9 protein-coding genes are annotated in these 12,877 nt (G+C 72.6%); 6 read left to right on the top strand and 3 right to left on the bottom strand.

Annotation, left to right across the window (positions count from 1 at the left end):
- Positions 1 to 40: 40 nt before the first annotated feature.
- Positions 41 to 823, top strand: coding sequence for an alpha/beta fold hydrolase (locus tag J8M51_RS29750; RefSeq protein WP_086759596.1), 783 nt, complete (start codon positions 41 to 43; stop codon positions 821 to 823).
- 49 nt (positions 824 to 872) lie between these two features.
- Here J8M51_RS29750 and J8M51_RS29755 read toward each other — a convergent pair whose 3' ends face one another.
- The 3 genes from J8M51_RS29755 to J8M51_RS29765 form a co-directional block, all read right to left on the bottom strand.
- A complete protein-coding gene (locus J8M51_RS29755; RefSeq protein ID WP_086759598.1) occupies positions 873 to 1,664 on the bottom strand; it encodes a hypothetical protein in 792 nt (263 codons plus the stop codon).
- 151 nt (positions 1,665 to 1,815) lie between these two features.
- Positions 1,816 to 2,703, bottom strand: coding sequence for a Gfo/Idh/MocA family protein (locus J8M51_RS29760; RefSeq protein WP_086759600.1), 888 nt, complete (start codon positions 2,701 to 2,703; stop codon positions 1,816 to 1,818).
- A gap of 25 nt (positions 2,704 to 2,728) precedes the next feature.
- The gene (locus tag J8M51_RS29765; RefSeq protein WP_256965665.1) at positions 2,729 to 5,506 is read right to left on the bottom strand and encodes a SpoIIE family protein phosphatase/ATP-binding protein; all 2,778 of its coding nucleotides are present in this window, start codon (positions 5,504 to 5,506) and stop codon (positions 2,729 to 2,731) included.
- Between the two features lie 329 nt (positions 5,507 to 5,835).
- Between J8M51_RS29765 and J8M51_RS29770 the strand changes: the two genes are divergently transcribed.
- The 5 genes from J8M51_RS29770 (at position 5,836) to J8M51_RS29790 (ending at position 12,849) form a co-directional block, all read left to right on the top strand.
- Positions 5,836 to 7,929 (top strand): DUF1996 domain-containing protein, encoded by a 2,094-nt coding sequence (locus J8M51_RS29770; protein ID WP_086759602.1) that lies wholly within the window; start codon positions 5,836 to 5,838, stop codon positions 7,927 to 7,929.
- A 106-nt stretch (positions 7,930 to 8,035) separates the two neighbouring features.
- Positions 8,036 to 9,202, top strand: coding sequence for a sensor histidine kinase (locus J8M51_RS29775; RefSeq protein WP_267299585.1), 1,167 nt, complete (start codon positions 8,036 to 8,038; stop codon positions 9,200 to 9,202).
- Positions 9,199 to 9,942, top strand: coding sequence for a response regulator (locus J8M51_RS29780; protein ID WP_256966082.1), 744 nt, complete (start codon positions 9,199 to 9,201; stop codon positions 9,940 to 9,942). The genes J8M51_RS29775 and J8M51_RS29780 overlap by 4 nt, the downstream gene beginning before the upstream one ends.
- 157 nt (positions 9,943 to 10,099) lie before the next feature.
- Positions 10,100 to 11,062, top strand: a complete 963-nt coding sequence (locus J8M51_RS29785; protein ID WP_256966084.1) for a hypothetical protein — start codon at positions 10,100 to 10,102, stop codon at positions 11,060 to 11,062.
- Between the two features lie 206 nt (positions 11,063 to 11,268).
- Positions 11,269 to 12,849 carry a hypothetical protein gene (locus J8M51_RS29790; protein ID WP_179203390.1) on the top strand — a complete coding sequence of 527 codons (1,581 nt, stop codon included), beginning with the start codon at positions 11,269 to 11,271 and terminating at the stop codon, positions 12,847 to 12,849.
- Positions 12,850 to 12,877: the final 28 nt, after the last annotated feature.

Here is a 12,877-nt window from a genome sequence, read left to right on the forward strand (position 1 = left end):
CCGGACCGGACCGGACCGGACCGCACCGCAGGAGGCCCCCATGCCGCAGCTCGAAGTCGACGGCGCCGCGCTGACGTACGACGACGAGGGCCCCTGCGACGGCGACGGCGTGCCCCTGGTGTTCATCCACGGCTGGACCGCGAACCGGCACCGCTGGGACCACCAGCTCGCGCACTTCTCGGCGAAGCGGCGCGTGATCCGGCTCGATCTGCGCGGGCACGGCGAGAGCCGCGGGGCCGGGGTGCGCACGATCGGGGAACTGGCGCGGGACGTGCTCGCCCTCCTCGACCATCTGGAGGTCGAGCGGTTCGTCCTCGTCGGCCACTCCATGGGCGGCATGATCTCCCAGACCATCACCCTCGCCCACCCCGAGCGGGTGGAGCGCCTGGTGCTCGTCAACTCCATCGGCCGTATGACCTACAGCCGGGGCCGCGGCCTGCTGATGGCGGCCTCCACCCGTGTCCCGTTCAAGCTGTTCGTCGCCGCCAACATCCAGCGGGCCTTCGCCCCCGGCTACCCCCGCGAGGAGATCCGGGAGTACATCCGCGCCTCGGCCGCCACCCCGCGCGAGGTCGTGATGACCCTGTACGGGGCCATGCGCGCCTTCGACGTCCTCGACCGCCTCGGCGAGATCAGCACCCCCACCCTCCTCGTGCACGGCTACCACGACATCCAGCTGCCCGTCTCCCAGATGCTCCGCATGGCCAAGGCCTGCCAGGACGCCGAGGTCCGCATCCTGGACGCCGGTCATGAACTCCCCGTGGAGAAGCCGGCGGAGCTGACCGCCACCCTCGACCGCTTCCTGACCGGCGTCCGAGCCTGAGCCTGAGCGCCGGGACCGAGCCTCGGTCCGAGTCACGGTCCGAGTCCGGTCACACCGCTTCGGGCGAGCGCGGCTTCCCCCGGCCCGGCGGACCGCCGAGGGCGCGCAGCCACCCGGCCACGGCATCGACGACCGCCCGGGTCCGGGACAGCCGGCCGATGTCCGCGGCCAGGGACAGGGCCGCGCCCGTCCAGGCGAAGCCGAACGACCACACGGACAGCCATTCGCACAGGTACAGGGGCGTGATCAGCCAGTCGTCGCCCACCTTCGTGGCCGCCGCCGCGGCGGCCAGCGCCATGAAGACGAGGATCAGCACACCGGCGACGAGATAGGGACGGCGCGCGTACGGCCGGTCCTTGATGCCGGGCGCGCCGTACATGAAGAGGCAGAAGGCCGCCATCGCCGTCAACAGGGCGACGGCGAACACCTGGTGGAACACGGAGACGGTCTGCTGGCCCGCGTCGCCCCCGGCCCCCGGCGCGGTGGGGAAGAGGGCGACGCCGAGCGCGCAGGCTCCGGCGATCGTGCCGAGGACGTCGTTGAACCTGTTGAAGCGGTAGACGATCAGGAAGATCCCGAGGGCGCACAGCGCGCCGACGAAGATGTCCCGGGTGCTCGTGTAGTACGAGCCGCTCATCGAACCGGGCCAGGCGTCCTCCCCGGTCCGCCCGGCGATCCGCGCCGCGATCCAGTTGCCGGCCGGCAGCGCCAGGGGCAGCCCGACGCCGATGACGCCGACCCCCAGGCGCAGCCGCATGACCGTCCGGGCGTCCTGATCCTTCTTCTGGGCCGCCACCCTGCGCCGCAGGGGCTCGGCGGCGCTCCCGTCCGCTGCGCTCACGGGCACCTCCTCACCGGGACGCGCGAGGCGAAGGCGAGCCCGCCACCGGACGATGTCCGATATCGGACGAACGCAAACCCGAACGCGAACGGGACGCGAACGGGACGCGGGCCCGGGGCAACCCCCGGCCCCGCCCCGGGAGTCGCCCAGGTCAGCCCGTCAACTTCCCCTCCGCGTCGACCAGTAGCTCCGTCACCCTGAGCGCGAACGCGGCGTCGCACGGATGCGCACGCCCGGTACGGGCCGCCGCCAACAGCGCGTCCCCCGCCCGTACGAGAGCCGGTACGGCACCTTCGTCGGTCGTGGGCAGTACGGTCGTCCCGGCCCGGCCGCGCAGCTCCACCGTGGTGCCGGACGCCGCGGGCGGGGCGGTCAGGCTGAGGGTGAGCGTGCTGGACGCCCCGCCGGTGTGCAGCAGGACCAGATGGACCGTGTCCCCCGGCCCGCGCACGGCGGCGGCCACCTTCTCCACGTCCCCGAGGATCGGCAGCAGCACGGACAGGGCGTGCGGGCCCACGTCCCACAGGCCGCCCTTCTCCCGCCGCCACGGCGAGTCCGCGAAGGGGCTGTCGCTCTCGTCGTCGAACAGCGACCCGAACCACTCCGCACGACCGGTGAACCAGCCGTCGTGGGAGGCCTGTTCGGTGATCCACGCGTCGATCGCGGTCTGGAACCGGGCGGTGAAGAACACGACGGAGGCGACTTGGGCCTCCTCGACCGCCTTGACGACGGCCCGGCCCTCCTCCACGTCCGTCGACAGCGGTTTGTCCAGCAGCAGATGGCAGCCCGCCCGCGCGGCCCGCGCCGCGAGCGGTGCCTGCACGGACGGCGGCAGCGCCACGGCGACCGCGTCCACATCGGCGAACAGGGCGTCCACGTCCTTGTAGACGGGCAGCCCGCCGTGCCGGGCGGCCAGTGCCTCGGCCGCCTCCGGGCGCCTGCCCCACACCCCCGCGAAGTCCAGCTCCTGGTGCGCGCTCAGCGCGGGGGCGTAGGCCATCTCGGCCCACGGTCCGGTTCCGAGCAGTCCGATACGCATGTGCAGGTCTCTCCTCAAACTGCCCTCAGGGCAGGGACTGTTCGGTCCAGATGGTCTTGCCTGTGGGGGAGTAGCGGGTGCCCCAGCGCTGGGTGAGCTGGGCGATCAGATACAGGCCCCGGCCGCCCTCGTCGGTCGTGGCGGCGTACCGCAGATGGGGCGAGGTGTGACTGCTGTCGGTGACCTCGCAGATCAGCTGCCGGTCATGGATCAGGCGCACCCGGATGGGCCCGCCGCCGTACCGGATGGCGTTGGTGACCAGCTCGCTGAGGATCAGTTCGGTGGTGAACTCCAGCTCCTCCAGGCCCCATTCCGTCAGCTGCCGGGTGGCCTCGGCGCGCGCCCGGCGGACCGCCGCCGGGTCGCCGGGCACGTCCCACTCGACGACGCGGCCCGCGTCCAGCGCGCGCGTGCGGGCCACGATCAGCGCGATGTCGTCGCTCGCCCGGCTCGGCGGCAGCGCGTCCAGCACGGCCTCGCAGGTGCCCTGCGGCGAGGGGTCGGCCCCGGCCAGCGCGGTCCGCAGCAGTTCCAGACCGGCGTCGATGTCCCGCTCCCGGTGCTCGACCAGCCCGTCGGTGTACAGCACCAGACGGCTGCCCTCGGTGAGTTCCAGTTCCGCCGTCTCGAAGGGCAGTCCGCCCAGGCCCAGCGGCGGACCGGCCGGTACGTCGGGGAAGTCGACCGTGCCGTCGGGCCGGGCCACCGCGAGCGGGGGATGGCCGGCGCGGGCGACGGTGCAGCGCCGTGAGACCGGGTCGTAGATGGCGTACAGACAGGTCGCCCCGGTGATCGGCGCGGTGCCGTCGAGCACGGCTTCGTCCTGGTCGATCCGGCTGACCATCTCGTCCAGCAGCCCGAGGATCTCGTCCGGCGGCAGATCCAGCGCGGTGAAGTTGTGGACGGCCGTGCGCAGTCGGCCCATCGTGGCCGCCGCGTGCAGCCCGTGCCCGACGACGTCGCCGACCACGACCGCGACCCGGGTCCCGGACAGCGGCAGGACGTCGAACCAGTCCCCGCCCACCCCGGCCTGCGCGGGCAGATAGCGGTAGGCGACGTCCAGGGCGCTCTGCTCGGGCAGATTGCGCGGCAGCAGGCTGCGCTGCAGGGTCTCGGCCATCGTGTGCTCGCGGGTGTAGCGGCGCGCGTTGTCGATGGAGACCGCCGCGCGGGCCACCAGTTCCTCGGCGAGGGCCAGCTCCTCCTGGTCGAACGGCTCGGGCTTCTCCGAGCGCCAGAAGTTGGCCACCCCCATCACCAGCTGGCCCACCCGCAACGGCACGGTGATCAGCGAGTGGATGCCGTACTCCACGACCTGCGCGGACCGCTCCAGGTCCTGGGCCTGCCAGCCGGGGGCCCGGCTGAGGTCGCCCACCAGCGTCGAGCTGTGGCTGTCGATGCTGCGGGCCTGCGGCGAGGAGGCAACCAGGTCGATCCGTTCGCCCACCTTGTACAGCGGAGAGTCCTTGCGGATCCCGCAGAACGCCGTACGCCGCAGGGTCGTGGCCGTCTCGGGCTCGTCCCCGCTCAGCGCGGCCGGGGCCAGGTCCACGGTGACGAAGTCCGCGAACCGGGGGACGGCCACCTCCGCCAGCTCCTCGGCGGTACGGGTGACGTCCAGACCGGTGCCGACGCCCACCCCGGCGTCGTACAGCAGCCGCAGCCGCTCACGGGCGGCCTCCGCGCGACCGGACAGGGCGCGCAGCTCGGTGGAGTCGCGGAGCGTGGCGACGCTGCCGGACGGTTCGCCCTGCAGATCGGTGGCGCGCTGGTTGACCGCGATCAGCCGGTCGCCCACGAGATGCACCTCGTCGTTGGCGACGCGCCCCGAGGCCAGCAGGTCCGCCACATGCGGTTCGAGGCCCAGGGAGAGCACGTCCTGTCCCTCGGCGTCCGGGGGCAGGTCGAGCAGCCGGTGCGCCTCGTCGTTGGCGAGCAGCAGCCGGCCACCACCGCCGACGATGATCACGCCCTCCCGTACGGCGTGCAGCACCGCGTCGTGGTGCTCGTACATGCGGGTCATCTCGGACGGGCCGAGGCCGTGCGTCTGGCGCAGCAGCCGCTTGCTGACCAGCGCCGTGCCCGCCGTGGCGAGGATGAGCGCCGCCGCGGCGGCGGCCAGCACCAGCGGCAGCTGCTGCTCCGCGACGCCGCCCACGTTCTCGGTGGTGATCCCGGCCGAGACCAGGCCCACCACCTTGCCGTCGGGGTCCTTGACCGGCACCACGGCCTGGACGAGCGGACCGAGGGTGCCGTTGATGTCCTCGGTGAAGGACTCGCCCTTCAGCGCGGGTTCGATGGTGCCGACGAACTGCTTGCCGATGCGGTCGGTCTTCGGATGGGTGTAGCGGATGCCGTCGGTGTTCATCACGACGATGAAGTCGACCTTGGACTGGACCCGGGCGGCCTCGGCCCTCGGCTGGAGGATCGCCGTCGGGTCCTCGGACTCCAGCGCCTCCCGGGTGCCCGGCGCGTTGGCGAAGGTCTCCGCCACGGCGAGCGAACGGTTGTGCGCTTCCTTGGTGCTGTCGTGCCGTACCTGCAGGACCAGCGCCACCACGGCCGACACGACCAGGACCAGCACGATCACCACCTGCAGCAGGAAGACCTGCCCGGCGACACTGCGTCCGCCCAGCGCCGACCGCAGCCCCGCGAGCGGGCCCCAGCCGTGCCCCGGGTCCCGGGTTGCGCCGCCGTCGGATCCGTGCGCCACCCGCCGGGCGCTGGCGTCCCGGCCCTGCGGAGGCCGGCTCTGGGGACGGCGGGTCGATTGAGAGCGAGATCGACCCAGGAGACGGACCATGTGCCCATGTCTACACTGCCCCGCGCCCGGAGGCGAGAGGGGATCACGCACGGTGACGGCCGATGCCGTCGGCCGTACGGCGGGTGAGGACTCCGGGAGCGCTGTGACCACCTGTGACATGCCGCTTCCTATGAGATTCCCATGAATTCACGAGTCCGTTGAACACATCGCGGTCCGGCTCCGTATTGGGCTGGGGTTTTTCCTGCCCGGATCCGATCGAGACGTTGTAGGAGCTGTCCGTGGGACGCACCACCAGACGCAGACGCCCATCAGGAGCACGGCGCGCGACCTCTGCCGCGATCGCGCTGATCTTGGGCGGGGGCGGGCTCGTGGCCGTCAACGTCTATGCGTCGGCCACCGAGGAGGGGCCGTCGGACGACACCGTCGAGCAGGTCGCCTCGGCCGCCGGCACGATCGACTGCCCGGATGTCGGGGCCGAACTGACGGAGGTGCCCGAGGGGGCGCGGCCGGAGGTCGACAAGGAACTCGCCGCCCTGGACCAGCAGATAGCCGAGGCCTACCAGCGGCTGCAGAACTCCGCCCAGGCCCAGCAGCAGGACGGCGGGTTCGCCGACAACGCGATCATGAACCCGCTGAAGGAGAAGCGGGCCGCGACGATCGAGCGGATCGCGATCGCCATCGACCGTGTCGGCGACCGCCCCGACGGCCTCGACTCCCTCGCCGCCTGCGAACTGCGCCCCGCCGAGAACCAGAACGGGGACGGGGACGGACAGGGCGGGGAAGGCCAGAACGGTGACGGTCAGAACGGCGGCGACCAGAACGGTGGCGGTCAGGACAACGACGGCGACGGCCAGGACCAGGGCGGCCAAGGAGGTCAGGGCGGTCAGGGCGACCAGCAGGGCCAGCCGGGCAACGGCGGTCAGGCCGGCAACGGGCCCGTGGCCGCGGACTACGCCGACATCAAGTCCGTCCAGCCGAACGCCCGTGACCGCGGCGGGCGGCAGAACGGCTCCACCGGCTCCTTCACCACAGCCTGCGGGGTGAATGCCAACGGGCTGTTCAACTCGGACAACGTCATCGTCGCCCCGGGTGTCTCCAACGGCGCCCACCACTTCCACGACTACGTCGGCAACCAGGGCAACAGCGCGTTCGCCAGTGACGAGGACCTCGCCGCGGCCGACACCAGCTGTGAGAACCAGGGCGACAGGTCCTCGTACTTCTGGCCCGTGATCCGCCTCCAGAACGGCACCGCCGAGCAGGACGCCAACTCTCCCGGTGGCGGGATCGAGGGCAACGCCGGTGAGATCGTGACGCCCAAGGCCGTCACGATGAGCTTCGAGGGCAGCCCGCGCGGCGATGTCACGGAGATGCCGCGGCTGCTGCGCATCATCACCGGTGACGCCAAGGCCTTCGTCAACGGCCCGGCCAACGCCAACGCGTCCTGGAGCTGCACCGGTTTCGAGGACCGGCAGCTGAAGGACAAGTACCCGCTCTGCCCGGCCGGCAGCGACGTCGTGCGCACCTTCGAGTTCCAGAGCTGCTGGGACGGCCGCAACATCGACAGCGCCAACCACCGCACCCACGTGGCCTTCGCCGCGGCGGACGGCGGCTGCGCCGCCGGTTTCAAGGCCATCCCGCAGCTGGTGCAGCGCATCGTCTACGACGTCGACGCCCCGAGCCTCCAGGACGGCGGCCGGACGACGCCGCTGTTCGCCGTGGACTCCTTCCCCGAGCAGCTCCACAAGCCCGTCACCGACCACGGCGACTTCATCAACGTCTTCGACGAGGACCTGATGCGGGCGATGGTGGACTGCATCAACGACGGCCGTGAGTGCGACGCGGCCGACATCGGCGGCGACCAGGGCGATGGCGGCGACCAGAACAACGGCGGCGACCAGGGCGACGACAACGGCCAGGAGGGCGACAACGGCCAGGGCGGCGACCAGGACCCGGGCCAGGACCAGCCCGGCAACGGCCAGGGCCAGGACGACGGTCAGGACCAGGACCCGGGCCAGGACCAGGACCAGCCCGGCAACGACCAGGACCAGGACAACGGCCAGGGTCAGAACCAGGACGACGACGACGGCGCCGCCGAGCCCAGCGAGACCGCTCAGGCCCCTGGCGCCGGGGACGACCAGGCGGACCAGGGCGGCGACAAGCAGCCCCAGGTTCTCGGCTCGGCAAAGTCGACCCAGCGCGGGAACGCCGCCGGGGCCGAGAACGGCGACCAGGGCGCCGACGACGCCGGGGACGGCGGCGACGAGGCAGCCGCCCCGGCGCAGACCACGCCTCCCGCCGCCAACTTCCCGTCGCCCGCCGGGCAGAACGGCTCGCAGGGGTCGCAGTCGGCGACGGGCAGCCTCGCCGAGACCGGTTCGCAGATGTGGCCGGCGATGATCGGCGGCGTGGCCGTGCTCGCCGGTGTCGTGCTGCTCCGCCGGGTCAGGCGCGGAGGCTACTGACCGGGCACGGTCGGTCACGGGCCGCCGTCCGCCGTTCCCCGTGCTCCGCCGAGCTTGTTAGTTTGAGCGGGAATTGATCCTGTGTCGGCTGACGGGCGGGCGGAGCATGGCGGAGGGCTGGGCCCGGCGGCTGGGGTGGCCGCCGCCGGGCGACCTGGCGGCGGCCGGCGTACTGCTGGTGGCCATGGTGGCCGTACGGCTGGGCCCGGGCGAGGAACCCGCCGGTTCCGCGATGGCGGTGACGGCCCTCGGCGCGGTGATCGCCGGAGGTCTGGCCGTCCGGCGCAGCGCGCCCCTCGCCGGGTACGCGGTGGGCACGGCCGGGCTCGTCGCCGAGGCGCTCTGGATCGGACCCGGCGGGCTGACGCCGGTCGCGAACCTGATCGGTGTCCACTCGCTGGGCCTGTACGCGCGTCCGCGCCGGGCCGTGCTCGGCGCCCTCCTCGTACCCTTCGGTGTGCTCGCCCACTTCGCGCCGAAGGACGACTCGTGGGTGACTCAGGTCGCGGTCGTCCTCGTGTGGCTCCTGGTCTGGTCGGCGGGGTGTGCCACGGCCCGTCACCGCCGGGAGACGGAGGAGCTGCGGCGGCTGCTGCGCCGCGAGACGGTCGTCGCCGAACGGGTCCGTATCGCCCGTGAGTTGCACGATGTCGTCGGGCACTCGGTGAACGCCATGCTGGTCCAGGCAGGCGCCGGACGCATGGTGCTCGACACCGACCCGGACCGTACCCGCGCACTGCTGATGAGCGTCGAACGCACCGGCCGGGACGCCCTCGGCGAACTCGACCGCCTCCTCGGCGTTCTGCGCGCCGACGACGACGGTGCCCCCACGGTGACGGCCGGCCCCTCGGGCACGGCCGGGCACGGCCCCGCCCCCGACCCGGGCGACCTGGACCCCGGCGACCTGGACAGGCTGGTGCGTCCCATGGCGGACGCCGGCATGGACGTACGGCTGCGGATCGAGCCGGAGACGCTCGTCCTGCCGGACGCGCTGCGGCTCTCCGTCCACCGGATCGTCCAGGAGGCGCTGACGAACGCCCTGCGCCACGGCCACGCCCCCTCCGCCGAGGTGACGGTCCGCAGACAGCGCTGGGGCAACGCCGTGCTCGTCCGGGTCGTGGACGGCGGCGAGGGTCCGCCCCCCGCGTACCGGCCGGGGCGCGGGCTGCGGGGCATCGGCGAACGGGCCGCCGCGCTGGGCGGAACGGTCGCCCACGGCCCGGCGGACGACGGCGCCGGCTTCGCCCTTACGGTCGAACTGCCGCTGCCATGACCGCCATGCGCCCCGCCGCCCTGAACAGCGGCCCCGCCGCCCCGTCCGTCCGTGTGCTCCTCGCCGACGACGACGCCCTGCTGCGCACCGGCGTCGCGGTGACGCTCGGCACCGCCCCGGACCTGGTGGTCGTCGGGGAGGCCGCCGACGGGGTGCGGGCCGTGGAACTGTGCCACGCGCTGACCCCGGACGTCGTGCTGATGGACGTACGGATGCCGGGCGTCGACGGCATCGAGGCCACCGCCCGGATCGTCGCGGCGGGCCTGGCCGCGCGTGTCCTCGTCCTGACGACGTTCCCCGACGACGCCTACGTATGGCGGGCGTTGCGGGCCGGAGCCAGTGGCTTCCTGCTCAAGCGCGCCGCCCCCGAGCGGCTCATCGACGCGGTACGGACGGTGGCCGCCGGGGACACCCTGCTGGACCCCTCGGTCACCCGCGCCCTCGTCGAGCGCTTCGTCCTCGACGGCCGCACGGGCCGCACCGATCCGGACGCCGCAGACCGCGCCCGGCTGCGCGGGCTCACCGCCCGTGAGGCGCAGGTGCTGCGGCTGATCGCCGAGGGGCTGTCCAACGCGGAGCTCGCCGGCCTGCTCGGTATCGCCGAGTCCACCGCCAAGACGCACGTCAAGCGCATCCTGCACAAGATCGACGCCCGCGACCGGGCCCAGGCCGTGGTCCTGGCGTACCGCTCCGGGCTGATGGAGCGCCGGGACGACCGCCCGGCACCCGGCTTCGGCTGACCACCCGGACGCGGACCGCGACCGGTCCGCCCGTATCCCGACCGCGACCGGTCCGCCCGTACCCCCACAGGGGTACGTTCCCGCACCCCCGCAGGGGGACGCCCGGCCTCCTCCGCCGCCCTACGGTCGAGCCAGTCGGCGGGAGGGGAAGCAGGAGATGAGCGCGCTCGGTTTCGGGGCCGTGCTGGTGTCGGACGTCTGGCGTGCCGTACGTCCCAAGGGCCGCTTCCAGCGGCTGCTGTGGTGGTGCGGGACCGCGCTGGTGGTCTCCGGTGCGGTGCACGCACTGGTCGCGGTGATCGACCAGGAGCCCTGGTGGGGACCGGTGTCCTGGCGCAAGCCGGTGGCGTTCGGAGTGTCTTTCGGGCTGCTGGTGTGGTCCGTGGTCTGGATCGTGAAGCAGATGCCCGCACGCTGGTGGGTACGGGTCCCGGCGGGCCTGATCGTCGCCGTCTCCCTCTTCGAGGTCGGACTCATCAGCGCCCAGCGCTGGCGGGGCGTCGCCTCCCACTTCAACCAGGCGACCGACACCGACTCCGCGATCTGGTCCGTGATCGGAACCCTGATCCTGCCGCTGATCCTCGGCCTGGTCTGGCTGTTCGTCGCCGCGCTGATCCGGTTCGACGGCAGCGCGGCCGCCCGGATCGCCACGCTCGCCGGTCTGGCGGCCGTCCTGGTGGCCGGCTACATCGGCATGGACATGGCCGCCATCGGGGAGGCCGCCTTCGACGACACCGGACGCGTGCCGGACGAGGTGCTGTTCGGAGCGGCGGGCAGCGCCAAACTCGCCCACGCCGCCGGACTGCACGGCATCCAGTTCCTCGCCGTGCTCGCGATCCTGTCCGACGCGGGCCGGCTCCCGCGCCGTCGCGCGGGCGCGTTGCTGGCGCTCGCCTCCCTCGGCTACGCCGCCGCCTTCGGCGCGATCACCGCGACCGCCTACGCCGGCCGCGCCCCGTACGACGGGACCGCCCCCTGGTCGGTCGTGCTCGCGGCCGGTGTCCTCGGCGCGGGTGCGGTGGCGGTCGTCGTCCTGGCCCAGGCGTCCCCCGCCCGCCGCACCCCGGCTCCCGGACCACCGGCGGGGAAAACCCCGCTCGCCGAGCGAACCGGACGGTGACTCCCGTGCGTCAACCAGCCATGGACCGTGTACCTTTCACGGTCCGACGGTGGCTCGACCGATGCCTTCGCGCCATCTCTCGGGCGGTGATCACAAAAGGAAATCGATCTCCGTCCGCGCCCGATAATCACCTGTCGTGGCATCGAGTTTCGGCCGTACACTGACAATTCGTAAGCATGCGGGTGGAGTTGACGGGGGGATCCGAGATGTCCGGGGATCAGTACGGGATAAGAGACCAGGACGGCTGGAGCCACAGCTACGTCGTGCCTCCGATGCCGCCGGGCCCGCCGCCCGGTCCCGCCGACGGCTGGCGGGCGCTCGGGGTGGGCCTGCTGAACCTCAGCGGTCTCGGCCTCGGCTACGCCCTGATGCGCCGCCCGCTCCTCACCCTGCTGTGCTGGGCCGCCACCGGCCTCCTCCTCTTCACGGTGCTGCCGGCCGACCCCGACGGTGTCTCCGGCGCCACCCTCACCGTCTATGGCCTGTTCCTCCTCCTCGCCGCCGCGCACGGCGCCTTCCTGGGCCTGCGGCACCGCCTGGCGTGGCCCGCGAAGTCCCCGCTCGCCATCGCGCTCGGCGTCCTCCTCCTCGGCGTACCGGTCGCGGGCGGTCTGCTGTACGAGACGGCGCGCAAGGAGGCCGTCGAGGAGATGCTCCTGGACCGGCTGGACAAGGCCGACGACCTGGTGAAGCAGGCCTCCGGCGAGTCGTTCTCCACCACCCAGTCCGAGTACCGCAGGGCCCTGACCGCCTACGACGACCTCAGCACCGACCACCCCGACTCCCGGGCGGCCGAGCGGGTCCCGGCCCGGCTCAAGACCTTCTACACGACGGTCGGCGCCCCGTTCGAGGAGCAGAAGTACTGCGACGCGGTCGCGCCCCTCGAATATCTGCGCACGGTCCCGCAGACGGTGGGCAAGCAGGACCTCGGCTCGCTGGCCGGCTGGCCCGACGACCGGCTCGCCACCTCGCTGTACGAGTGCGCCTCCGAGAGCCTGGCGGGCAACACCGCCGGCTGGCAGGACCAGTTCAGCGATCTGCTCACCACGTTCCCGGACTCGGACCAGGCGGCGAAGGTCGAACCCGACGTCAAGGCGGCCGTCGACAGGGCTGTCAAGGCCGTGGGCGGCGACGACCCGTGCACCGCCGTGGACCAGCTGGAGACGCTCGGCTCCCAGGTCAAGGCGCTGCCCGGGGACAAGGCAGGGGTGGCCGACGCCCTCGCCGCCGACGCGGGGAAGGCCGAGAAGTCCGCCTCCGCGGGCGTCTACACCTGCGGCGTGGACCAGTACAACGACGGTGACTTCGCCGAGGCGGTGACCTCGATGAACGACTTCGTCGACGCCAACAAGAAGCACAAGAACGCCCCGCGCGCGAAGAAGATAGCGATCGCCGCCGAGATCGCGCAGGAGGTTCCGGCGGCCGGCAAGAAGCTGCCCACCACCCGCTCCGGCGGCAGCATCTCCGTCACGGTCAAGAACGACAGCCCCGACGAGATCCAGGTCATGTACACCGGCCCGGTGACCGGCACCTTCACCCTGAAGGGCTGTGGCAGCTGCACCAGCTACGACTGGAGCAGCACGCTGAACCCGAGCTTCAAGCCGTGCAACGGCAACGACAACTACCCGCAGCGCACGATCAGTCTGCCGGTCGGCACCACGTACTTCCTGCACAAGCCGAAGGGCGGCAGCACGTCGAGCGCCGCCTCCGACACGGCCAAGCTGGAGTCGGGCTACATCTACACGGAGTGCGCCTATGTGACCTCGGGCCTCGGCGTGAACTCCTGACGCACACCCCGGCGCGGTGGCCGCGGGG

The organism is Streptomyces griseiscabiei (assembly GCF_020010925.1).
GTDB lineage: Bacteria > Actinomycetota > Actinomycetes > Streptomycetales > Streptomycetaceae > Streptomyces > Streptomyces griseiscabiei.